This window comes from Ruegeria sp. CDSA193, from assembly GCF_059611885.1.
The window spans coordinates 251,226-273,088 of the sequence record NZ_JBXWPN010000003.1; the positions used below are offsets into that span (position 1 = coordinate 251,226).

Here is a 21,863-nt window from a genome sequence, read left to right on the forward strand (position 1 = left end):
AATCGGATATTGTCGCCCCGAGCATGAATTCATTCTGCGGGAGGACTGATTATGAAATTGAAGACGGTTTTGGGACTAACCGTTGCCGCTACCCTGGCCATGCCTGCTTTGGCACAGGAAAGAGGCGGCACACTCAACTTTGCACGCTATGACGGGTCGCGCCTTATTGATCCGATCTATGCGGACCGCAACCCTGATATCTGGATGGTCGGCAGCCTGTTCGACACCCTGCTGCGGAGCAGTGCCGACGGCAATTCCGTCGCACCCGGCCTTGCTGAGACCTATACAGTCTCTGACGATGGTAAAACGGTTTCGCTGACCCTGCGCGAGGGGATCAAATTCGCAAACGGTACGCCCATGTCAGGTGACGATGTAGTCTTTTCCCTCGACCGAGCGCGCAATCCCGACCTGAGCCCCTGGGCTGGCTTGCTGGGTTCGATCGACGCGGTTACCGCAGATGGAAACGCGATCACTGTTGCCCTTGGCAGCCCGGATCCAACTATCCTGTCCATGCTGGCCACATTCAACACGGCAATCGTGTCCAAAGCGGCCTTTGAGGCCGCAGAAGGTGCAACAGATCAGGAAAAATCCGCTGCGATATTTGCCGCCACAGCCGCCGGAGTAGGCTCTGGCCCCTTCTATCTGTGTGGCTTTGAACAAGGTGCATCGATGGATTTCTGCGCCAATGAAAACTATTGGCGCATGGGCGCAGACGGCAAAGCTCTGCCCTATCTGGATGCCGTACATTTTGAGATCATCCCGGATGACGCTACCCGCATCCTGAGTTTGCAGGCCGGAGAAGTTGATGCCGCAGAATTCATCCCGTTCAGCCGTGTGGCCGAGCTGGAGCAGGATTCTAACATCAACATGAACCTCTATCCGTCCACGCGGATCATCTATTCGCCAATCAATACGCGCGATAACCGAGCCGATGGTTCTGCCAACCCACTGGCCGACGCCCGCGTCCGGCAGGCGCTGAACTATGGCACCAACAAAGAAGCGTTGATCGGGCTGGTACTGCATGGCGCGGGTCAACCGATGAGCTCGCCGTTGATGGCCAAGGCTACCCAATATGCCGCCGACATGACCCCGCTCTATGGCTATGACGTGGACAAGGCCAAGGCATTGTTGGCCGAGGCCGGGTTTGCCGATGGAACCGAAATCACCTTTACCACGCTGGCAGGTTCTGCGGACGATGCGACCATCTTTGCGGCGCTTCAGCAGATGTGGGCTCCTCTGGGCGTCGATCTTGTGGTCGAGCAAGTGGACGGCGCAACACGCGGCGCAAAGAACCGATCAGGTGAGTTTGACATTCACACCTATGGCTGGGTCAACGATGTAAATGATCCCAGTCAGGTGGTGGGCTGGCTGGGCCACACACCCACGGCCAAGGCAGTAGGAACCGGCTGGGAAAACGCCGAGTTTAACACCCTGTTCGACGAAGCCGCCGGTGAAATGGACGCCGAGGCGCGCAAAGCGAAATTCGCCCGAATGCAAGAGCTCTATGCCGAAGCAGCCCCCCTGCTGTTCATGTATGAGACCCCCTTTGCCGTTGCAGTTGGCTCGGCTGTCGAAGGCTATGTCCAGACCCCTCTGGGCAACAATATCTTCGATCAAGCAACCGTCAGCCGCTAAGGTAAGACCCCTGGTCCCGCCGCTTTCAGGCGGCGGGACAAATTTGCGGAGCTCGCTTTGTCCAGCCTGTCCTATATCTTCAAACGACTCCTGATGATGATCCCGACCTTTTTCCTGGTCATGATTATTATTTTTCTTCTTGTTCGATTGCTACCGGGGGACCCTGCCATTGCGATGGCCGGTGATCGTGCCTCGGACGCCGACATCCAGGCCATCCGTGAACGGCTTGGGTTGACCGAACCTATGCTGGCGCAATTCTGGCTGTTCCTTACCAATACCGTGCAGGGCGATCTGGGTCGGTCTATCCTGATGCGCTCGGATGTGATCAATGTGATTTCTGACCGTCTTCCTATCACTGTCTTCCTGACCGTGTATTCGGTGGTTTTGTCGCTGCTGATTGCCGGTCCGCTGGCCTTTGTTGCTGCGCTCAACCGGGGCCGCTGGCCTGATGCGGTGATCCGCACCGTCTTTCAGATCGGGCTGTCGATGCCGGTGTTCTATATTGGCCTCGTTCTGTTGACCTTTCTGGCAGCACAGCTGCGCCTGTTTCCGGTCGGAGGATATGGCGACACCTTTACCGAGCGGCTCTATCACCTGTTCCTGCCTTCAGTGACCGTAGCGCTTTACACCTCGGCCATCATCATGCGGAACCTGCGCAGCGCGATTATCGAGGTTCTGGACGCCGAATATGTCCAGTTCGCGCGTGCCAAAGGCCTGCCGCCTCGTTTGGTTCTGGGTCGCCACGTCCTGCGCAATGCGCTGATTTCGACGGTAACCCTGCTGGGCCTGTCCATCGGCAATCTGATGAGCGGGACATTGGTCACCGAAACCGTATTCGCCGTGCCCGGAATGGGGCGCCTGATGCTCGAGGCTATCTTTGCCCGCGACTACCCCCTGATTCAGGGGCTGACCCTGACATTTGCTGTTCTGGTTTCCGTGGTTTTCCTAATGACCGACCTGTTTCAGAGTCGCCTTGACCCAAGGATGCGCCTGCAATGAGTGACGCGACCTTCAACAGCACCTCGCAGCGCCCTACCTTCATGCAGCGGGCCTTGCGCAAGCCTGGGTTCGTGGCCGGGTGCATCATCATCGGGTTTTCGGTGCTGCTTGCCCTGTTTCCCGGCGTATTCGCGCCCTATGACCCAAGCGCAATCGACTATCAGGCCCTGCGCCAACCACCATCCTGGGCACATCCGTTCGGCACAGATCTGTTAGGGCGCGACAGCCTATCCCGCGTCATCTGGGCCTATCAGGTCAACATGCAGATGGCAATTTTCGGGACTGTATTCGCATTGGTCACCGGTATAACGGTTGGCGCGCTGGTCGGGTACTATCGCGGCATCGCGGACATGATCTTTGGCCGCATCGTTGACGCTGTAATCACCTTTCCTTTCCTGGTTCTTGTCATTGCCGTGGTTGCGGTTCTAGGGCCGGGCCTGATCAACATGTATATCGCGATTTCAGTTGTTTACTGGGTCTATTATGCGCGCCTGATGCGGGCCGAGGTAATCGCTCAAATGGGGAATGACTATGCCTCGGCCGGGGTGGTGATGGGATATTCCGACAGCCGCATCATCTTCCGCCACCTGCTGCCAAACGCGATAACACCGGTTATTGTCTATTGGATGACTGACATGGCGCTGGTGATCTTGCTGGGGTCATCCCTTGGCTATCTGGGGTTGGGGGCGCAACCACCGCAGGCCGAATGGGGCGTGCTGATCGCCGAAGGGCGCAACTTTATCTCGACCGCCTGGTGGCTGAGCCTGATGCCCGGCATCGCCATCGTTCTGACCGGCCTTGGCTTTTCGCTTTTGGGCGATGGGCTTGCCGATCTGCTGAGACCGCGGGGATAGCGATGCAGGACCAAACGAAACTTCTAGAAGTAACCGGGCTAAGCACAACCTTTCACAAGAACGGTCGAGCGTTGCCTGCGCTTCGCGATGTCAGTTTCGGCGTGAACCGGGGTGAGGTTTTGGGGCTGGTCGGCGAAAGCGGGTCGGGCAAGAGCGTCACGTTGCGCTCGATCATGGGGCTGGCGCGCCGCTATGGCGACGTGACCGGCCAGGTGCGCTGGAATGGGCGTGATCTGATATCCATGTCAGACAGGGCTCTTCGTCGGTTTCAGGGTCGCGAAATCGCGATGATTTTTCAGGAACCGATGACCTCGCTGAACCCGCTGCTGACAGTGGGACTGCAACTGGAAGAGACCCTGCGTGCCCATACCGACCTGCCCCGCGCCGCGCGCTTGGATCGGGCAATCGAAATGCTGGACCTTGTCGGCATTCCCTCGGCAGCGCAACGCTTGAAGGATTATCCTCACCAATTTTCCGGCGGAATGCGCCAGCGGGTCATGATCGCAATAGCGCTTGCCGCAGAACCCAAACTGTTGCTGGCGGATGAACCCACCACAGCACTGGACGTGACCATTCAGGCGCAGATCCTCGATCTGATCCTGCGACTGGCGCAGGATATGGATATGGGGGTTGTGCTGGTCACCCATGATCTTGGCGTGGTTGCCCAGACTTGCGACAACGTGGCCGTTATGTATGCGGGGCGGATCGTCGAACAAGGGCCGGTCCGCGATGTGCTGCGGGCACCGCATCACCCCTACACTGTGGGTCTGATGCGGTCTGTGCCCGAAAACATCGCTCCTCGCACGCCGCTATATTCTGTTCCCGGAGTGCCGCCGGCACTGGATGCCCTGCCTGCCGGATGCGCGTTTGCACTGCGCTGTGCCGCCTGCATAGACGCCTGCACGCAAGAGCGCCCAGCGATGACCCTGATCACCGAACATAGACAGGTCGCCTGTTTCAACCCGATAACCAAAACCCAAGGGAACGCCGCATGACCGCCCTGATGCAAATCCGTGACCTGCATCTGCGGTTCCCAATGGGCCGCAGCATTGGCGATGTCATTTCGCGGCGTCCTGGTCGCGAAGTACGGGCGCTGAATGGTGTCAGCCTAGATCTGACCCGCGGCGAAACTCTGGGCGTCGTCGGAGAGTCCGGGTGTGGAAAGTCCACACTAGCCCGGTGTATCGTGCGCCTTCATAAGCCCAGCGACGGTTCAATCCACTTTGAAGGTCAGGACATATTCGACGGCGAAATCAAAGCTGACCGCACCTATAACCGCCGGGTTCAGATGATGTTCCAGGACCCCTATTCATCGCTTAATCCCCGGATGACGACAGGGCAAATTCTGGCCGAAGCCCTGAGCGTTCACAACATGCGCCCAGAAGCAGAAATTCCCGACCGTGTGGCCGAGTTGCTTGATCTGGTCCGCCTTCCGAAGGACGCGCAAGACAAGCTGCCGCACGAATTCTCCGGAGGTCAGCGTCAGCGGATCGCCATTGCGCGCGCATTGGCGGTCGAACCCGAAGTTCTGATTGCGGACGAACTGGTCTCGGCACTAGATGTTTCGGTTCAGGCGCAGGTGGTAAACCTGTTGCTGGACCTGCAGCGGGAACTTGATCTGACAATCCTGTTTGTGGCCCATGACCTGCGGCTTGTCCGTCATGTTTCAAACCGGGTCGCGGTAATCTACCTTGGGCGGATCGTTGAAATCGGCGACAGCGAAACCTTGTTTTCCGCCCCCTCCCACCCTTACAGCCAAGCTCTGCTTTCAGCCGCGCCTTCGCTGAACCCCGACAACCGGGGCACCGTCAAGCGGCTTGATGGAGAGCTGCCTTCACCGCTGAACATGCCCTCAGGGTGCCCATTCCATGTCCGGTGCCCTCACGCCAGCAACATATGCAAAACCAAAGTGCCTGCCCTGCTGCCTTTTGAAAATCGTGGCGAGGTCGCCTGTCACCATGTTGAAGAGATAAATGCCGATGCTTGATGCCCCCGGAACCGACCGATCCGCGATTGTTTCGGCCTTGCGCGCAGAGCTTAAAGCACAAGGTCTGGATGCCTTTATCGTGCCCCGCTACGACGCACATCAGGGCGAATATGTTGCCCCTCATGATGAACGCCTCGCCTTTGTAACTGGCTTCAGCGGCTCGGCAGGCATGGCCATCGTCACACCCGAAACTGTCGCTTTATTTGTCGATGGCCGCTATGTGGTGCAGGCTGCAAACCAGTGTGCCGAGGCTGTTTTCTCGCACCATCATCTGTTTAACGAGCCGCCCGAATACTGGCTGGCCGCCGTTGCACAGAAAGGATGGAAAATCGGCTTTGACTCGATGCACCTACCGCCGGTCTGGTTTGACCGATTTGAGCACGGGCTGGAAGGCAGCGGTGCCGCGATGGTGGCGACAGCTTCAAATCCAGTCGATGCAATCTGGACCGACCAACCCGCTGCCCCCCAAGGACAGATCGAGCCATTTCCACTTCAGTTTTCGGGCCGGGCGGCGGGTGAAAAGATCTCGGATCTGGCCACTGAGCTAACACGCCGAGAGGCCGGCTTGCTGGTGGAAACTCAGCCCGACAACATCGCCTGGCTGCTTAATGTGCGTGGCTCAGACGTGGCTTTCAACCCTGTTCCCAACTCTTTCCTTCTGTTGCAAAGCTCGGGCCAAGTGCACTGGTTCGTGTCTGACCAAAAACTGGATGCCGATGTCACTGACCACATGCCGGAGAATGTTTCGGTTCAGGCGCCGGATGGTTTTCTGTCTACACTCAGTGATCTCACAGCGCCCGGCCTGGCTGTGATTTTCGACCCCGATTTTTCGCCGACGGCGGTCAAACAAGTGCTGGAGCGTACCGGAGCGAAGGGCGTGCCGGTCAACGGATTGTTAAGCAAAACCAAAGCCCGCAAGAATACAACGGAACTGGAAGGGTTGCGCGCTTGCCATATCCGGGACGGGATCGCCTGGACCGAATTCTGCGCCTGGCTGGCGGCTCAGGTACAGAAACAGGCTGAACCGGTGACCGAGCGTAAAGCAGAACAGCGGGTATTGGCCTTCCGCCGCGCTCAGGATGGGTTCATCCACGAAAGCTTCAACACAATCTCGGCCGCCGATGGCAATGCCGCGATGTGCCATTACGCGACCGAGGCCGACAATACCGTTCCGATCCAACCGCAGGGCACATACCTGCTGGATTCCGGGGGGCAGTACGACACCGGCACAACGGATGCCACGCGCAGTTTTTCGTTCGGGCCTCAGCGGCCTGATGGATATGACCGGGCCTATACCGCAGTGTTCAAGGCCTTTCACGCTCTGGCCACGCTGCGCTTTCCTGCAGGCACACAGGGCCATCACATTGATGCAATCTGTCGCCGCCCGCTGTGGGATCTGGGATTGGATTATGACCACGGTACGGGTCATGGAATTGGCCACCGGTTGTCTGTCCATGAACATCCGCAGCGCATTGGCAAACCTTACAACCCGGTCGACCTGATGCCTGGCATGGTTATGTCGATCGAGCCGGGATATTACGAGGCCGGCAGGTTCGGCATTCGCATCGAAAACCTGTTCGAGATTGTCGAGGCAGATGACGGATTTCTGGAGTTCTCGAACATGACCTGGATCCCGATCCAGACGGATATGTTGATGCCAGATATGCTGAACCAGTCAGAAATTGACTGGATCAATGACTATCATGCCAAGGTTCTCAGACAGGTCGGGCCGCATCTTTCGCCTCTGGCCCTTAGATGGGCCCAGACGGCCTGTGCAACGCTGACCAAATAAACCTGAGTTTTGCCATCAGACCACCGTTCGAGGCGTCTTTCCGGCAAATACAGGCTGGACCCGGGCACCCTGATATTCGCCTACGTTATCCAACCAGTCCAGAAACAGGCGCGTGTTTCCAACGATGTAAGGGACAAAGCCGAAATCCGGTCGATTACCGGCCAGCTTTTGAACCAATGAACCCGTTTGCAACACGAAGATCGCGCCCCCTACCACAACGGCGGCGCTGATTGTGGGCGAGGCTGCGATCTCATGGCTTTGGGTTCCGGCCACCCAAAGAGCAAATGCCAGACGCGTCATCGCCACCGTATCCGTGACGCGGCGCAAGCCTGGAAGGAAATAGGTGGATAGAGCCGTCGCGCATACAATGACAGCCATATAGATCAGGCCGATAACAACCGGGACGGGCAATCCGAAACGCGTTGCCTCTATATGTGAGTAAAGAGTGAAACCTGAGGCAAAAGCCAGAGCCGCAATCAGCGACAACCGCCGTCTTTCGAGACTTAGATGCCTTGTGACTCTATTCACTGCGTCGACCCTCATGTTTTGTTGAGGATCTGTTTGAAATATGAATTTGTGATTGATCTGACGAAATAGCGGCGGAAGTTTGTCTTTGTCTCCCTTCACCATTCAATCGGTCGCCCAAATGACTTGGTTACGCCCTGCACGTTGGCCTTTTAACTCTGGTACGAGTAAAAAATCCAGCGCGGTTCAGGCCGCTGCAACCCGCTTCGGCGGCCCTGTGATTTCAGAAAAGAGGTTTGGCAGAATTCTCACCTCCTATGGTGAAAATCGCTCAAATTCATTCCGCTGGGCCCGTTTCAATGTCGCTTGCCTTCAGGATAAATGTGCTGTCGCTTCAATTTCCAACAAGGCCTCGTCTTCGACCAAACCCGCCACGATGATCATTGACATCGCAGGAAAATGCCTGCCGAAAACCTCACGATAGGCGGCCCCAACTTCGGCTTGCAGGGACAGATATTCGCGTTTGTCTGTTACGAACCAGGTCAGGCGGGTCACATCGCGGGCCGAGCCACCAGCGGCCTCGACAATATCAACGATATTCTGCAGCGCCTGTTTCATCTGTCCGATGAACCCGCCGCTGACAAATTTCTTGTTCGCGTCCCATCCTATTTGCCCGCCGATATGTAACGTTCCATCTTTGGTCAAAACGCCATTGGCATATCCTTTGGCAGGCAACCAGCCGTAGGGGTGAATTGTCTTGTGGCTCATAGCGCGTCGTCCCTGAATGCCTCGAGTTTTTTACGGATGTCTGCGGGCCAGGCCGTTGGACCGCCCTTTGAATCTACATGAACAAGCGTTGCTACGCTTGTCAGTCGCTCCTCTTGCGCACAACTGGCCACGACCGAGTATTCGGCTGAACTGCGTCCGATCTTTGTGATCTTCATCCGGAATATCAAATGGTCACCGTGACGGCTGGGCGCTGAAAATCGGGTTTGTATCTGTGCGGTAGGCACTGCGCCAACAGGATGAATCTCTTCAAACGGTTTGCATAGCACCTGTTCGAAATAGGTCTCAACGCAATCATTGATCATCTCGAAATAGCGCGGAAAAAAGACAATCCCTGCCGGGTCGCAATGTTTGAACAGAACCTTTTGGTGGAATTCAAAAGTCATCAGACCCCCACATATTTTTCTGTGATGTCATGACCAAGATCCACCATCGCGCCAGACCAGACTGTTTTACCGCGCTCAAGAATGACCGCGCGGTCAGACACCAGCGCCAACTCTTTCAGAGACTTGTCGATCAACAGGATCGAAACATTGGTTTCCTGTTTCAGGCGATGCAAGACCGACCAGATTTCCTGTCGCACGATCGGAGCCAGCCCTTCGGTTGCTTCATCGAGGATCAAGAGCTGCGGATTTGTCATCAGGGCGCGCCCGATAGCCAGCATCTGTTGTTCTCCGCCGGATAGTGAGGCTGCCCTTTGGCCCTGACGTTCCTCTAGCCGTGGGAACAGTTCAGCCACCTTCTGCAATGTCCACTCGCCGGGTCTGGCAGCGGCGATCAGATTCTCGCGCACCGTCAGGTCGGCAAAGCACCGGCGCCCCTCGGGTACCAGCCCGACACCAAGACGCGCGACCTTATAGCTGGGTAGAGCGTGCAGATTCTGATTGTTCAGCGACAGGGTGCCCTCGGACCGGATCATCCGGCAAATGGCTTTGACAGTCGTGGTCTTGCCCATCCCATTGCGCCCCATAAGGGCTGTAACCTCGCCCTGCGCCAGAGAAAGATCGACACCAAATAAAGCCTGACTGACGCCGTATGTCGCGGTCAGGTTTTCTACCCGCAACAAAGTCATGCCTCATCCCCCAGATAGGCATCGCGCACCTCACGGCTTGCGCGAATTTCATCTGCCGTCCCGGTTGCGATCACCTTGCCATAGACCAATACGCTGATCCGGTCAGCCAGCGCAAAAACGGCGTCCATATCATGTTCGACAAGCAGGATGGGCGCCTCTTCCCGCAGACCGTCAAGAAACCCGGTCAACCGTTTGGACCCTCCAGCGCCAAGCCCGGCCATCGGTTCATCCATGACAAAGACCCTAGGTGACAAAGTCAAAGCCACGGCGACTTCAAGCTGGCGGCGTTGACCATGGCTGAGATTTGCGCAACGCGTTTCGCGTTCATCGCCCAGGCCCACCCTTTCCAGCGCAGCCTCGGCCCTTTCGAGCAGCTCTGGCCGTTTCAAGGCAGGTTTCCAGAACCGCCATACGAGGTTTTCCGCACCCATGGCGCTCAACACGACGTTTTCCAGAACCGTATCTTCCATGCACAGTTCCGATATCTGGAACGTCCGCCCCATCCCTGCCCTTGCCCGCTTTTGCGTGCCAAGGTCCGACACATCCTGTCCGCACAGCAAAACACGCCCCGAATCCGGTTGCAAACCTCCGCAGATCTGCTGGATCAACGTGGATTTTCCCGCTCCATTCGGACCAATGATGGCGTGGATCTCTCCTGGCCTGAGGTCAATCGAGACGTTATCCGTAGCCTTTAACGCACCAAAGCTTTTGTTCAGACTCTCGGTGGCAAGGACGGGATCAGACATGTGCCCCCTCTTTCCCGGTTAGCAGCCCAATCAGGCCACCGCGACCAAACAGAACGATGCACAGCAGAACAATACCCAAATATACATGCCAGAAATCGGTTAGTTCACCCAGAAAATGCTCGAGCGCGACAAACACGCAAGCCCCAATTACCGGACCCATCAGGCGTCCGACACCTCCGATGATTATCAGCACAATCAATTCGCCCGAAAGCTGCCAACTGAACATAGACGGCGAAACGAACCGGTTGAGATCGGCAAACAGCGCCCCGGCCAGACCAGTGACAGCGCCGGACAGAACAAAGGCCAGAAGTTTCAGCCGCATGGGGTTCAATCCCACAGTCTCGACTCGCGCCGTAGATTGCCGTGTCGCATTAAGAGCCAGCCCGAATGGCGCGGCTTGCATCCGCGCAAACAGGAACAGGACGAGACATAGCAGCGCGAAACAGATGCCGTAAAACTGGATCGGATCCAATGTGTTGAGGCCGGGAAAACCGTTGCGAACATAGATGGATAATCCGTCTTCGCCCCCGTATTGCGCCCAAGAAATCGCGAAGTAGTAAAACATCTGTCCGAAGGCCAGCGTAATCATGATGAAATAAACGCCTGACGTTCTTAGGGACAGAAGACCGACGAAAAAGGCAGCAATGCCCGAAGTAAGCATCGCAACTATCCAGATCACGGGCATGGATTTACTGCCTTCGATAGAAATCAAGCCCAGATCCAGTGCCGTGTAGGTCTGCGCGTGATAGGTCAGAATGCCCATCGCATAGCCGCCGATCCCGAAGAAAACAGCATGGCCAAAGCTGACCAACCCCCCAATTCCCAGGATGACATTCAGACCAACCGCTGCAAGCGCCAAGATCACCGCCCGCGTCACAAGCGTGATTGTGAAGGGCTGGTCCGCGGCCAGCGCCCAAAGGGGCAGCGCCAGCAGGCCGGCGATCATCAGGCCATTGATGTATCTTTCATTCATTCTCATGCGCGGGCTCCGAACAGACCTGTTGGGCGCCAGATCAGGACCAATCCCATCAGGACATAGATTCCCATTGATGCCAGAGCCGAGCCGCTTTTCTGAGCGGCTCCCGGCTCCATGAACAGTTTGAACAGCTCGGGCAGGAAAACCCCGCCCAGCGTGTCGGTTAGCCCAACCAACAGCGCCCCGATGAACGCCCCTCGAACCGAGCCTATGCCACCGATTACGATAACCACGAAGGCCAGGATCAGAACAGGTTCACCCATGCCCACCTGTACCGACTGAATTGCCCCAACCAAAGCACCGGCAAGCCCCGCCAGCCCCGCCCCTAGTGCAAATACCAACGTATAAAGTTTCGAGATGTCGACGCCCAGTGCGGCAATCATTTCCCGGTCGTTCTTACCGGCCCGTATCTGCACACCCAAACGCGTGCGTTCGATCAGGGCCCACAAACCTACTGCAACAGCAAGACCAATCCCGATCAGGGTTAGGCGATAGAGGGGATATTCGATCCCGCCCTGCAGCGTGATCGGACCCGAAAGTGCCGCTGGAATATCCAGGAACAATGGGAAAGACCCAAAGACCCACCTTGTCCCTTCGGAAAAGATCAGGATCAGTGCAAAGGTGGCCAGAACCTGATCCAAATGTGGTGCCTGATAAAGCCGCCGGATAACGAGCATTTCTACGATCACCCCTGCCAGTGCGGCCGCAGCCAGAGCAGCAATCAGAGCAAGCAGAAATGACCCGGTCGCCCCTGCAACAGCTGCAGCGGCAAATGCACCCACCATGTACAAAGAGCCATGGGCCAGGTTGATCAGGCCCATCACCCCGAAGATCAGCGTCAGGCCAGCAGCCATCAAAAACAACATGACGCCGAACTGCAGCCCGTTCAGGATCTGCTCGATAATCAGGATCGAGGACATGGAAACTCCGGTGATCTGCCCGCCCCACTTTTAGGGGCAGGCAGAAATTCAGTTACATTTTGCACTCGGCCGCGTAGGCATCAGAGTGGTTTTCAAGAGCTACGCCAAGGATCTTATTGGTAAATACATCACCTTCTTTGATCACTTCGCGCGCATAGATGGTCTGAACCGGATGATGGTTCGGGCCAAAGCTGAAATCCCCTCGTGTGCTGTTGAAATCCGCCGCCCTCAGCGCTTCGCGGAAGGCATCCGCATCTGACGGGTCAGCCTTGTCAAGCGCGGCAAGCAACAGGTTAGCGGTATCGAATCCCTGACTGGCGTAAAGCGAGGGCAGACGTCCGTATTCTGCCTGAAAGCTTTCAACAAAGGCAGCGTTGGTCGGGTTGTCGATATCCTTGTTCCACTGCGAAGTGTTCACCACGCCCAGCGCCGCATCGCCTACCGCCTGCAGAATGCCCTGATCAAAGCTGAAGGCTGGGCCAACAACTGGAAGATCGATCCCGCTGTCGGCATATTGCTTCAGAAACGAAATCCCCATCCCGCCGGGCAGGAAGAAAAAGACGCTATCCGCATCGCTTGCGCGGATTTGCGCGATTTCAGCTGCATAATCAGTCTGGCCAAGCTCGGTATAGATCTCACCGGCCAGATCACCTTCGAAAAAGCGTTTATAGCCAGTCAGCGCGTCGACACCCGCCGGGTAATTCGGAGCAAGTATGAAGCTGCTCTTGTAACCCGCACCATTGGCGTATGCGCCCGCGGCCTCGTGCAGGTTGTCGTTCTGCCAGGCGACGTTGAAATAGTTCTGGTGACAGCCCTTCCCCGCCAGAGGTGACGGGCCCGCATTGGGTGACAGATAGAAAACGTCCTGGTTCACGGCGGCTGGCACAACCGCCATCGCCAGGTTTGACCAGATGATACCGGTCATCACATCTACACGTTCGGATTGGATCATCTTGTCTGACAGCTGTACCGCGATATCCGGTTTGCGCTGGTCGTCTTCGATCACCACCTCGATATCATCCCGCCCCGATTGAGCAATCGCAAGCATGAACCCATCCCGTACGTCGATGCCCAAACCGGCCCCGCCGCCTGAAAGCGTTGTGATCATCCCCACCTTAACTTCCGCTGTAACACCCGTCGCGCACAGCGCGGTGATCGCTGCAGCCGCCAATAGTCTCTTCATCGTCTTCTCCCTTCGTTGGCCCTATGAACGCGATTTATGTCATTATTCTCAACGTTCGGTCTATGCCTTTGGCAATTCGGTCTTTTTCTTACATTCTTTCTGCCCGCTATATTCTACATACATTGATCATGATTTCAGGCGGAAACGCTGGACTTTTCCGGTCGCGGTTTTGGGCAAACCATCGCAGAACCGGATCGAGCGCGGGTATTTATACGGGGCAATCATAGATTTCACATGAGCCTGAAGGGCTTCGCGCATAGCGTCATCAGCCGTACCTGAAGCCAGAACAACATGTGCTTGGACAATATGACCCCTCTCAGCATCTGGGACGCCGATCACCGCGCATTCCGCAACGGCTTCATGCGCCAGAAGTGCGGCTTCGACTTCGGGTCCGGCTATGTTGTATCCGGCCGAGATAATCATGTCGTCATTGCGCGCAGAAAAATGAAAATACCCCTCTGCGTCCCGATAAAAGCTGTCACCAGTGATATTCCACCCATCTGTCACATAACCCGCCTGCCGCTTATCATTCAGATACCGGCACCCTGTCGGACCACGAACAGCCAGGCGTCCGATATCCCCAACTGCAGCTTCAGTTCCGTCTGGGTTTAGTACTTTGGCCTCATATCCGGTAACCGGCCTGCCGGTACTGGCTGGGCGGTGATCGTCAAACCGGTTTGAAATAAAGATGTGCAACATCTCGGTCGCGCCGATCCCGTCGAGCATTGGTTTGCCTGTCTTGGAAATCCACTCGTCATAGATTGGCTGCGGTAAGGTCTCGCCCGCCGACACAGCCGCACGCAGACTAGACAGATCTACACCGTCATCCATCGCCTGCAGCATGACCCGATAGGCGGTTGGCGCAGTGAAACAGACAGTCGCTTTGTATTTTTCGATTATCTCGATCATGCCCGCAGGCGAGGCTTGTTCTAACAGGGTTGCAGTCGCGCCGAACCGCAACGGAAACACCGCCAGACCACCCAACCCGAATGTGAAGGCCAAAGGTGGAGAACCAACAAAAACGTCCTCCGGAACGACCTGCAACACCTCACGCGCATAGCTGTCGGCAATGATCAGAATATCTCTGTGAAAATGCATGGTGGCCTTGGGCTCACCTGTCGAGCCGGAGGTGAAACCCAACAAGGCCACGTCGTCGCGCCCGGTTTTAACGCAATCGAACTGTACCGGTTTTTCAAGTGCTAGACGATCAAGCTCGGCATCGTGGTTTGAAGTTCCGTCGAACCCGACAACCCGCTGCAGGAACCGGCTATCACTGGCGCAGGACTGCATTTCGTCGATCAGCCGGGTATCACATAATGCAAACTGGATTTCCGCCTTATCGACAGTTTTCGTCAGTTCTGCAGCGCGCAACATCGGCATAGTATTGACGACAACCGCTCCCACCTTGGTTGCGGCAAGCCAGCACGCAACCATTGCCGGATTGTTAGCCGATCGGATCAGCACCCGGTTTCCCGGCTCGACCCCCAAGTCATCGACCAATACATGTGCCAGCCTGTTGGTCCAGTCGCTGAGCTCTTTATATGTTCGTTGCCGACCATTGCCGATCAAAGCGGTATGATCACCAAAGCCCTTGGCAACCATGGCATCGGTCAACTCATATGCTGCATTCACATGATCGGAATATGCAAAACCCGCCAACAGGAAGTCGGGCCACTGATCCTGGGGGGGCAGGTTATCGCGGCTGAACGTGTCGGTATGTGCAGACGGTCCAAGCATCACCTTCCCTCCATGTGCGCGGCCATCGTCTGACGTGCAATAATTACTTTTTGAACGTCCGAGGCGCCCTCGTAGATGCGCAAGGCACGGATTTCTCGGTACAGAGATTCTACCGCCATCCCAGAACGCACCCCGTCGCCACCAAACAACTGAACCGCCTTGTCGATAATCAACTGCGCCTGATCGGTAGCAAACAGCTTGGCCATCGCCGCCTCACGTGTGATGCGCGCCGCTCCGCTGTCCTTGGCCCACGCTGCCCGATAGATCAAAAGCGCCGAAGCATCGACATCTAATGCCATCTCGGCGATGTGTCCCTGCACCATCTGCAAATCAAACAACGGGGCGCCTTGCACCTGCCGTTCCGATACCCGTGTCAGCGCCTCATCCAGCGCGCGTCGTGCAAATCCCAGCGCAGCGGCGGCCACCGTCGGGCGGAACAGGTCCAGCACAGACATTGCAATACGAAATCCTGCGCCAGCTTGACCGATCATCGCGCTAGCCGGCACACGCAAATCATTGAAACGCAACGTCGCCAATGGGTGTGGCGCGATTGTGTCCAGTCGCCCGACAACTTCGAAACCCTTCAGATCAGGAGTGATGATAAAAGCTGACAACCCTTTGGCCCCGGGTGCTTCGCCAGTACGGGCGAACAGGGTGTAGACATCTGCGATACCCCCGTTCGATATCCATGTCTTTTCACCATTCAGGACAAAGTCGTTGCCATCACGGATAGCCGTCATTGTCGAATTTGCCACATCCGACCCCGATTGAGGTTCAGTCAATGCAAAGGCCGCGATAGCCTGACCAGAGCGCGTTTGCGGCAGCCAATGCGCCTTTTGGCCTTTTGAGCCGAACAACGAGATCGCACCGGTTCCAAGCCCCTGCATTGCAAAGGCGAAATCGGCCAACCCATCATGGCGGGCAAGTGTTTCACGGCTGAGGCACAGCGTCCTGACATCCAAATGGCCGCTTTCGTCCGAAGTAGGCTGCAGCAGCCCTGCGTCGCCCAGCTGGCGGACCAGATCGCGACAAGCCTGGTCCGGGTCGCCATGGTCAATAGCTAGTCCCCGAGCGACGTCTTGCACCCGATCCGCCCAGCCCCGGTGATGAGGGTCAAAGAATGGCCACGAAAGAAAGCTCTGATCTGCCATCAATCGCCCTCGAATACTGGTTTGTCTTTTGCAACAAAGGCCTTGTAGGCGCGTTCAAAATCTCCGGTTTGCATACAGATCGCCTGGGCCTGTGCCTCTGCCTCGATTGCCTGTTCGATCGACATAGACCACTCCTGCGCCAGCATGGTCTTGGTCATCATATGCGCAAAATTGGGGCCAGCCACGATACGGTCAGCCAGAGATTGCGCGGTAGCGTCAAGCTCGGATGGATCAACCACCGCATTGTAGAACCCCCAGGAAAGCCCCTCATCAGCGGTCATGCTGCGTCCGGTATAGAGCAGTTCGGCCGTACGCCCCTGCCCGATGATACGGGGCAGGATGGCGCAGGCCCCCATATCGCACCCTGCCAGCCCCACCCGCGTGAACAGGAATGCACATTTGGCCTGCGGGGTGGCGAAACGCAAATCCGCAGCCATAGCGATGATGGCCCCGGCCCCCACGCAAATACCGTCCACTGCAGCAATCACCGGCTTGCCACAATTCACAATCGCCTTGACGAGATCTCCGGTCATTCGCGTGAAGAGCAACAGGTCCTTCATCTTCATGCGCGTTAGCGGACCGATGATATCGTGCACATCGCCGCCCGAGCTGAAATTGCCACCATTTGAGGCGAACACCACTGCATCTACCTCTTCTGAATAGACCAGATCCCTGAACCAATCACGTAGTTCGGCATAGCTGTCGAAGGTCAAAGGGTTCTTACGCTCTGGTCGGTTCAGTGCAATCGTTGCAACCCGGTTCCGGATTTCGCAGCGAAAATGTTTGACGTCACTGGCCATCGATTTCCTCCGAAATAGTGAGTTCGGTTGTCAGAGTGCGGGCGTCCTCGGCGGAAAACTGGCCAAGCATATCGGATATCCAAGCCTCATGCGCCGCGGCCTGACGTGCGAATTCCTCGCATCCTTTTTGTGTCATGCGTACGCGATGGGCACGACGATCCCCAGGCACAGGTACGCGCACTAGCAGGCCGTCATCAGCCAGCCGATCCACGATTCCGGTCACATTCCCGTTCGAAACGCGCAGCGCACCCGAGATTTCGCTCATCTTCAGCCCATCTTCGAACCGCGACAGGGCTGCCATCACGTCAAAACGCGGCAGTGTCGTGTCAAACTCTACTCTGAGGTTCTCTCTTAGTGCCGCCTCGATGCCACGCGTGGTCTTGAGCAGCCGCAGCCATAACCGCAACCTCTCTTTGGATGGATCTTCCAATGGTGCTTGAAGCGGGTTTGGGTTCATATCTCGCCTCCGGACAGGCTAAGCGCGTGGCCATTGACTGAATTTGCCGCATCCGAGCACAACCACCTCACGGCACCTGCTACGTCTTCGACCTGGATGAAACGACCCTGTGGGTTTATCTTTTTCAGGCTTTTCACCGCATTTTCTGCGCTCATTCCCGTCTTCTCGACGATGTTCGCAATCGAGCGATCCAACATCGGCGTTTCCACAAACCCCGGGCAAACCGCATTGACGGTGATGCCCGTCGCCGCAAGTTCGACCGCCAGAGACCGCGTCAGCCCGACCACCGCATGTTTTGTCGCACAATAGCCGGAAACATAAGGATAGCCCTTCAATCCGGCGGTGGACGCGATGGCAATCAGACGGCCCGCTCCTGCGGCTTGCATGTCAGGCAAAGCCGCCTGCCAAAGATTGAAAACACCCACCAGATTCACATCCGTCAGGGTCCGCAGATCATCGGCTGTCATCCGATGAAACGGAAGCGAATGAGCCGCGCCGGCATTCGCAATCGCTATTGAAATTGGGCCGCGTTCTGCCCGTGCTGTTTCAATAGCAGCTAGGACCTGCTTGTCATCGGTCACATCACAAAGGACATACGGCAAAGCTTGCTGCTGCAGCTTGGCCTCTGTACGGCCCAAAATGGTAACGACTGCTCCGCCATTCGCGAAATCTTGGGCTATAGCCGCACCAACGCCGGTGCCGCCGCCGGTTATGACGACATGTTTCATACTTCACCCGCCGTTTCCGCCATGCGATCTGCCAGGCGCCAAGCCTGATCCCGCCCGGCTTCATAGGGGCGGGGCCAAGTTTCCTGCCGGTCCCCCAACGCCGTAGCCGCGTGCAAGGTCCAGTACGGATCGTCCAGATGAGGCCGGGCAAGGCACACCAGATCCGCACGACCGGCCATGAGAATAGAATTTACGTGATCGGCTTCATAGATGTTCCCCACCGCCATAGTACTGATGCCGCATTCGTTTCTAATGCGGTCCGCGAAAGGGGTCTGGAACATACGGCCGTAAACCGGGTTAGCATCGGTCGAAGTCTGCCCGGCGGAAACATCCACTATATCTGCACCCGCCGCATCGAACATCGCCGCTATATCCACAGCTTGTTGCGGCGTCACGCCAGTAGGTCCGACCCAGTCATTGGCAGAAATGCGCACCGCCATCGGCTTATCTTTGGGCCAGATCGACCGCATAGCTGAAAAAACTTCAAGCGGATAACGCATACGGTTTTCAAGACTGCCCCCATACATGTCGTCGCGCGTGTTCGACAAAGGAGAGATAAAGGACGAGATGAGGTAGCCATGCGCCGCATGCAGTTCGATCATGTCAAACCCAGCACGATCTGCCATCCGGGTTGCGGTCACAAATTGGGACGTGACCCTATCCATATCTGCACGATCCATCGCGCTGGGCACAGCGTTACCGTCGGACCAAGGGATCGCCGAAGCTGATATCAAAGGCCAGTTTCCTTCCTTCAGCGGCTGGTCCATTCCTTCCCACCCGATGCAGGTTGAACCTTTGCGGCCCGAATGGCCGATTTGACAGCATATTTTGGCGTCAGTTTCCGCATGGACAAATTCGGTGAGTCGAGCCCATGCGGCCTCGTGTTCGGGCTCATAAAGCCCCGGGCATCCTGGGGTGATCCGGCCTTCGGCGCTGACACAGGTCATTTCGGTGTATACCAGCCCGGCGCCACCTTTGGCCCTTTCACCGTAATGGATCAGGTGCCAGTCAACCGGGCACCCATCAACCGCCTTGTACTGTGCCATGGGTGACACCACGATCCGGTTCTTCAACTGCATCCCCCGCAGGCGAAATGGCGCAAACATCGGGGGCCGGGCCGGACCATCAACCACGCCCCCAGACTGTTGCATGAACCATGCCTCGGCATGCCCCAGCCAGTTGGCATCGCGTTGGCGCAGGTTCTCGTGGCTGATCCGCTGAGACCGTGTCAGCATCGCGTAATTCAACTGAACCGAATCCTGATCGAGGTAACGTTCGACATTCTCGAACCATTCGACCGAGTTCCGCGCTGCCGATTGCAGGCGCAACACTTCAAGACGACGCTCGTCCTCATACCGCGCGAAAGCCGCTTCAAGCGTATCTTCTTTATGGACGAAGTCAGCCAGCGCTATAGCGCTTTCCAGTGCCAGCTTTGTTCCCGAGCCAATGGAAAAATGTGCGGTCGCTGCGGCATCTCCCAGCAATACCAGGTTTTTGTAACTCCATTTTTCGCACAAGACCCTAGGAAACCGCAGCCAGGCCGAGCCGCGGATATGACTGGCATTGCTCATCAAGGGATGGCCGCCCAAATGATCTTTGAAAATGTCTTCGCACAAAGCGATGGACTCTTGCTTGGTCATCTCACCAAACCCAAAAGCATCGAAGGTCTGTTGCGAGCATTCCACGATGAAAGTCGCCGTATCCCGGTCGAACTGATAGGCATGTGCCCAGACCCAGCCCTTTGGCGTTTCCTCAAAAATAAAGGTGAAGGCGTCGTCAAACTTCTGATGCGTACCCAGCCAGACGAACTGACACCGTCGTTGGTCTATATCGGGTCGAAAAACATCTGCGAACTCGACCCGTGATTTGGAGTTCAGCCCGTCCGAAGCCACAACGACGTCGAAGTTCATCATATAGTCCGAGGCTGATGCCACCTCGGTCTCAAAGCGCATCTCGACACCAAGCTCGCGCGCTCGGTCTTGCAAAATGAGCAGCAGTTGCTTGCGTCCGATCCCGCAAAATCCGTGGCCGCTGGACACGGTGCGCTGACCTTTATGCACAAGTGCTACGTCATCCCAATAGGCAAAGTGTTTACGTATCACCGCCGCGCTGGCTGCGTCATTGGCTGCAAGATTATCCAGCGTCTCATCTGACAACACGACGCCCCAGCCAAAGGTGTCATCCGGGCGGTTTCGCTCGATAACAACCACTTCGGCATCCGGATCGCGGAGCTTCATTGAAATCCCGAAATAGAGGCCAGCCGGCCCGCCGCCGAGACATGCAACACGCATCGTTACCTTCCCCCTATTCGCAGCTTTACCTGAAACGCTAGACCAGGTGGCCCATCCCTTCAAGTAAAAATATTTTATACTTGAAGTTTCTATATTCTGAATAACCACCCACAAAATCGCGACGGGTTGGTATTTTCCTGAGCCAAGCCGGCACCGGTTTGCCTGCGACAAAGCAATCAATCTCTGTAAGCGGTTACATTTCGCTTTCACCTGAACGGCGCAGAGCTTACACATATTTGCAAAATCAAATTTCAGGTTTGACAATGCCAAAGGCAAAAACTGCACCGACCCTGGAGGATGTTGCGAAACTCGCGGGCGTATCGACCGCCACGGTTTCACGTTGCCTCAATTCTCCGAGCCTGGTGGTGCAGGCTACGCGTGATCGGGTTCAGTCTGCCGTTGACGCTTTGGGATACACGCCGAATTTTGCCGCACGTGTTATGGCTGCCAGACGGTCGCACACCATCGGCGCCATCATTCCCACCATGGAAAACGCGATCTTTGCGCGTGGACTTCAGGCCTTTCAGGAAGAGCTGCGCCAGCATGGCTATACCCTGCTTGTCTCTAGTTCGGCCTATCAGCCTGAGATCGAAGAAGAGCAGATACGCAACCTGGTTGCACGGGGGGCGGATGGGTTGCTGCTGATCGGGCATGATCGAGACTCGCGGATCTATGACTATCTCGCAAAGCGCAGGATTCCGGTTCTGATAGCGTGGTCGTTTCAGGCAGACGCACCAGTCCCTTCGGTCGGATTTGACAACCGTGCGGCCATGGCCGAACTGGCAAATCAAGTGATCAAGCTGGGTCACCGAACCCTGGGTATGATTTCTGGTGTCAGCACCGGAAACGACCGTGCCCGACTGAGGATCGAAGGGGTGCAAGAAGCAATGCGCCGCAACAATATCCCAAATGACCGGCTGACGATCGTAGAAACGCCATATGAAATCGAAAACGGGGCAGAGGCGTTTTCCCGTCTGATGTCGCGGCAAGATCGACCAACAGCGGTGCTGTGCGGGAACGATGTTCTGGCTATCGGTGCCTCGCGCCGGGCCAAAGAGATGGGGCTTAGAGTTCCTCAGGACGTATCCGTCACAGGCTTCGACGATATCGAACTGGCGCAGATCACCGATCCAGGCTTGACGACCGTGCATGTCCCACATCGGGAAATGGGTCGACGGGCTGCGCTGGAACTGGTTGGATTGATCGAAAAGCCCACCGAAAGTTGCAATGTACAGTTGCGAACCAATTTGGTCGAACGCCAATCGCTGGGGCGCCCCGGCTGAC

General features: G+C 56.6%; 21 protein-coding genes. 7 read left to right on the forward strand and 14 right to left on the reverse strand.

All coding sequences use genetic code 11. From position 1 onward, the window contains the following. Positions 1 to 51 precede the first annotated feature (51 nt). The 6 genes from AC2FLG_RS06700 to AC2FLG_RS06725 are packed head-to-tail and all read left to right on the forward strand — an operon-like array spanning position 52 to position 7,267. Positions 52 to 1,635: an ABC transporter substrate-binding protein gene (locus AC2FLG_RS06700; protein ID WP_496705537.1), complete on the forward strand. Its 1,584-nt coding sequence runs from the start codon at positions 52 to 54 to the stop codon at positions 1,633 to 1,635. Between the two features lie 57 nt (positions 1,636 to 1,692). Continuing rightward, on the forward strand, positions 1,693 to 2,634 hold the full coding sequence (locus AC2FLG_RS06705) for an ABC transporter permease (protein ID WP_496705539.1): 942 nt from the start codon (positions 1,693 to 1,695) through the stop codon (positions 2,632 to 2,634). Further along, the gene (locus AC2FLG_RS06710) at positions 2,631 to 3,488 is read left to right on the forward strand and encodes an ABC transporter permease (RefSeq protein ID WP_496701234.1); all 858 of its coding nucleotides are present in this window, start codon (positions 2,631 to 2,633) and stop codon (positions 3,486 to 3,488) included. The genes AC2FLG_RS06705 and AC2FLG_RS06710 overlap by 4 nt, the downstream gene beginning before the upstream one ends. A gap of 2 nt (positions 3,489 to 3,490) precedes the next feature. Continuing rightward, a complete protein-coding gene (locus AC2FLG_RS06715; protein ID WP_496705540.1) occupies positions 3,491 to 4,483 on the forward strand; it encodes an ABC transporter ATP-binding protein in 993 nt (330 codons plus the stop codon). After that, on the forward strand, positions 4,480 to 5,475 hold the full coding sequence (locus AC2FLG_RS06720; protein ID WP_496705541.1) for an ABC transporter ATP-binding protein: 996 nt from the start codon (positions 4,480 to 4,482) through the stop codon (positions 5,473 to 5,475). Before AC2FLG_RS06715 ends, AC2FLG_RS06720 begins: the two co-directional genes overlap by 4 nt. Beyond that, positions 5,468 to 7,267 carry an aminopeptidase P family protein gene (locus tag AC2FLG_RS06725; protein WP_496705543.1) on the forward strand — a complete coding sequence of 600 codons (1,800 nt, stop codon included), beginning with the start codon at positions 5,468 to 5,470 and terminating at the stop codon, positions 7,265 to 7,267. Before AC2FLG_RS06720 ends, AC2FLG_RS06725 begins: the two co-directional genes overlap by 8 nt. Positions 7,268 to 7,282: 15 nt before the next feature. On the opposite strand, the gene AC2FLG_RS06730 is transcribed toward AC2FLG_RS06725, so the two are convergent. The 14 genes from AC2FLG_RS06730 to AC2FLG_RS06795 all read right to left on the reverse strand — a co-directional run bounded on the left by AC2FLG_RS06730 (position 7,283) and on the right by AC2FLG_RS06795 (position 20,579). Then, on the reverse strand, positions 7,283 to 7,645 hold the full coding sequence (locus tag AC2FLG_RS06730) for a hypothetical protein (RefSeq protein WP_496705545.1): 363 nt from the start codon (positions 7,643 to 7,645) through the stop codon (positions 7,283 to 7,285). Between the two features lie 459 nt (positions 7,646 to 8,104). Then, the gene (locus AC2FLG_RS06735; RefSeq protein ID WP_496705546.1) at positions 8,105 to 8,500 is read right to left on the reverse strand and encodes a RidA family protein; all 396 of its coding nucleotides are present in this window, start codon (positions 8,498 to 8,500) and stop codon (positions 8,105 to 8,107) included. Then, the gene (locus AC2FLG_RS06740) at positions 8,497 to 8,904 is read right to left on the reverse strand and encodes an acyl-CoA thioesterase (RefSeq protein WP_496705547.1); all 408 of its coding nucleotides are present in this window, start codon (positions 8,902 to 8,904) and stop codon (positions 8,497 to 8,499) included. The genes AC2FLG_RS06735 and AC2FLG_RS06740 overlap by 4 nt, the downstream gene beginning before the upstream one ends. Further along, positions 8,904 to 9,590, reverse strand: a complete 687-nt coding sequence (locus AC2FLG_RS06745; RefSeq protein ID WP_496692991.1) for an ABC transporter ATP-binding protein — start codon at positions 9,588 to 9,590, stop codon at positions 8,904 to 8,906. Before AC2FLG_RS06745 ends, AC2FLG_RS06740 begins: the two co-directional genes overlap by 1 nt. After that, positions 9,587 to 10,336 carry an ABC transporter ATP-binding protein gene (locus AC2FLG_RS06750; protein WP_282027717.1) on the reverse strand — a complete coding sequence of 250 codons (750 nt, stop codon included), beginning with the start codon at positions 10,334 to 10,336 and terminating at the stop codon, positions 9,587 to 9,589. The genes AC2FLG_RS06745 and AC2FLG_RS06750 overlap by 4 nt, the downstream gene beginning before the upstream one ends. Continuing rightward, complete coding sequence (locus tag AC2FLG_RS06755) at positions 10,329 to 11,309, reverse strand: branched-chain amino acid ABC transporter permease (RefSeq protein WP_271950103.1); 981 nt, start codon at positions 11,307 to 11,309, stop codon at positions 10,329 to 10,331. The genes AC2FLG_RS06750 and AC2FLG_RS06755 overlap by 8 nt, the downstream gene beginning before the upstream one ends. Before the next feature lie 2 nt (positions 11,310 to 11,311). Then, a complete protein-coding gene (locus AC2FLG_RS06760; protein ID WP_281995512.1) occupies positions 11,312 to 12,232 on the reverse strand; it encodes a branched-chain amino acid ABC transporter permease in 921 nt (306 codons plus the stop codon). A 52-nt stretch (positions 12,233 to 12,284) separates the two neighbouring features. After that, positions 12,285 to 13,415, reverse strand: coding sequence for an ABC transporter substrate-binding protein (locus AC2FLG_RS06765; RefSeq protein ID WP_271950002.1), 1,131 nt, complete (start codon positions 13,413 to 13,415; stop codon positions 12,285 to 12,287). A 126-nt stretch (positions 13,416 to 13,541) separates the two neighbouring features. After that, on the reverse strand, positions 13,542 to 15,152 hold the full coding sequence (locus tag AC2FLG_RS06770; RefSeq protein WP_496705548.1) for an AMP-binding protein: 1,611 nt from the start codon (positions 15,150 to 15,152) through the stop codon (positions 13,542 to 13,544). After that, complete coding sequence (locus AC2FLG_RS06775; protein WP_496701249.1) at positions 15,152 to 16,303, reverse strand: acyl-CoA dehydrogenase family protein; 1,152 nt, start codon at positions 16,301 to 16,303, stop codon at positions 15,152 to 15,154. The genes AC2FLG_RS06770 and AC2FLG_RS06775 overlap by 1 nt, the downstream gene beginning before the upstream one ends. Next, positions 16,303 to 17,103 carry an enoyl-CoA hydratase family protein gene (locus AC2FLG_RS06780; protein ID WP_496705550.1) on the reverse strand — a complete coding sequence of 267 codons (801 nt, stop codon included), beginning with the start codon at positions 17,101 to 17,103 and terminating at the stop codon, positions 16,303 to 16,305. The genes AC2FLG_RS06775 and AC2FLG_RS06780 overlap by 1 nt, the downstream gene beginning before the upstream one ends. Beyond that, positions 17,093 to 17,560: a MarR family winged helix-turn-helix transcriptional regulator gene (locus tag AC2FLG_RS06785; RefSeq protein ID WP_142637787.1), complete on the reverse strand. Its 468-nt coding sequence runs from the start codon at positions 17,558 to 17,560 to the stop codon at positions 17,093 to 17,095. Before AC2FLG_RS06785 ends, AC2FLG_RS06780 begins: the two co-directional genes overlap by 11 nt. Then, positions 17,557 to 18,288 carry an SDR family NAD(P)-dependent oxidoreductase gene (locus AC2FLG_RS06790; protein WP_496702301.1) on the reverse strand — a complete coding sequence of 244 codons (732 nt, stop codon included), beginning with the start codon at positions 18,286 to 18,288 and terminating at the stop codon, positions 17,557 to 17,559. The genes AC2FLG_RS06785 and AC2FLG_RS06790 overlap by 4 nt, the downstream gene beginning before the upstream one ends. After that, positions 18,285 to 20,579 (reverse strand): bifunctional salicylyl-CoA 5-hydroxylase/oxidoreductase, encoded by a 2,295-nt coding sequence (locus AC2FLG_RS06795; protein WP_496705551.1) that lies wholly within the window; start codon positions 20,577 to 20,579, stop codon positions 18,285 to 18,287. Before AC2FLG_RS06795 ends, AC2FLG_RS06790 begins: the two co-directional genes overlap by 4 nt. Before the next feature lie 263 nt (positions 20,580 to 20,842). Between AC2FLG_RS06795 and AC2FLG_RS06800 the strand changes: the two genes are divergently transcribed. Next, on the forward strand, positions 20,843 to 21,862 hold the full coding sequence (locus tag AC2FLG_RS06800; protein ID WP_142637781.1) for a LacI family DNA-binding transcriptional regulator: 1,020 nt from the start codon (positions 20,843 to 20,845) through the stop codon (positions 21,860 to 21,862). The last annotated feature ends 1 nt before the right edge of the window (position 21,863 follow it).

Bases quoted from the DNA above. Each gene is read 5' to 3' on its own strand.
- AC2FLG_RS06755 (WP_271950103.1), bottom strand. From the start codon at position 11,309: ATGAATGAAAGATACATCAATGGCCTGATGATCGCCGGCCTGCTGGCG.
- AC2FLG_RS06735 (WP_496705546.1), bottom strand. From the start codon at position 8,500: ATGAGCCACAAGACAATTCACCCCTACGGCTGGTTGCCTGCCAAAGGA.
- AC2FLG_RS06720 (WP_496705541.1), top strand. From the start codon at position 4,480: ATGACCGCCCTGATGCAAATCCGTGACCTGCATCTGCGGTTCCCAATG.
- AC2FLG_RS06775 (WP_496701249.1), bottom strand. From the start codon at position 16,303: ATGGCAGATCAGAGCTTTCTTTCGTGGCCATTCTTTGACCCTCATCAC.
- AC2FLG_RS06740 (WP_496705547.1), bottom strand. From the start codon at position 8,904: ATGACTTTTGAATTCCACCAAAAGGTTCTGTTCAAACATTGCGACCCG.
- AC2FLG_RS06710 (WP_496701234.1), top strand. From the start codon at position 2,631: ATGAGTGACGCGACCTTCAACAGCACCTCGCAGCGCCCTACCTTCATG.
- AC2FLG_RS06745 (WP_496692991.1), bottom strand. From the start codon at position 9,590: ATGACTTTGTTGCGGGTAGAAAACCTGACCGCGACATACGGCGTCAGT.
- AC2FLG_RS06785 (WP_142637787.1), bottom strand. From the start codon at position 17,560: ATGAACCCAAACCCGCTTCAAGCACCATTGGAAGATCCATCCAAAGAG.
- AC2FLG_RS06760 (WP_281995512.1), bottom strand. From the start codon at position 12,232: ATGTCCTCGATCCTGATTATCGAGCAGATCCTGAACGGGCTGCAGTTC.
- AC2FLG_RS06770 (WP_496705548.1), bottom strand. From the start codon at position 15,152: ATGCTTGGACCGTCTGCACATACCGACACGTTCAGCCGCGATAACCTG.
- AC2FLG_RS06715 (WP_496705540.1), top strand. From the start codon at position 3,491: ATGCAGGACCAAACGAAACTTCTAGAAGTAACCGGGCTAAGCACAACC.
- AC2FLG_RS06765 (WP_271950002.1), bottom strand. From the start codon at position 13,415: ATGAAGAGACTATTGGCGGCTGCAGCGATCACCGCGCTGTGCGCGACG.
- AC2FLG_RS06750 (WP_282027717.1), bottom strand. From the start codon at position 10,336: ATGTCTGATCCCGTCCTTGCCACCGAGAGTCTGAACAAAAGCTTTGGT.
- AC2FLG_RS06730 (WP_496705545.1), bottom strand. From the start codon at position 7,645: ATGGCTGTCATTGTATGCGCGACGGCTCTATCCACCTATTTCCTTCCA.
- AC2FLG_RS06800 (WP_142637781.1), top strand. From the start codon at position 20,843: ATGCCAAAGGCAAAAACTGCACCGACCCTGGAGGATGTTGCGAAACTC.
- AC2FLG_RS06700 (WP_496705537.1), top strand. From the start codon at position 52: ATGAAATTGAAGACGGTTTTGGGACTAACCGTTGCCGCTACCCTGGCC.
- AC2FLG_RS06780 (WP_496705550.1), bottom strand. From the start codon at position 17,103: ATGGCCAGTGACGTCAAACATTTTCGCTGCGAAATCCGGAACCGGGTT.
- AC2FLG_RS06795 (WP_496705551.1), bottom strand. From the start codon at position 20,579: ATGCGTGTTGCATGTCTCGGCGGCGGGCCGGCTGGCCTCTATTTCGGG.
- AC2FLG_RS06790 (WP_496702301.1), bottom strand. From the start codon at position 18,288: ATGAAACATGTCGTCATAACCGGCGGCGGCACCGGCGTTGGTGCGGCT.
- AC2FLG_RS06725 (WP_496705543.1), top strand. From the start codon at position 5,468: ATGCTTGATGCCCCCGGAACCGACCGATCCGCGATTGTTTCGGCCTTG.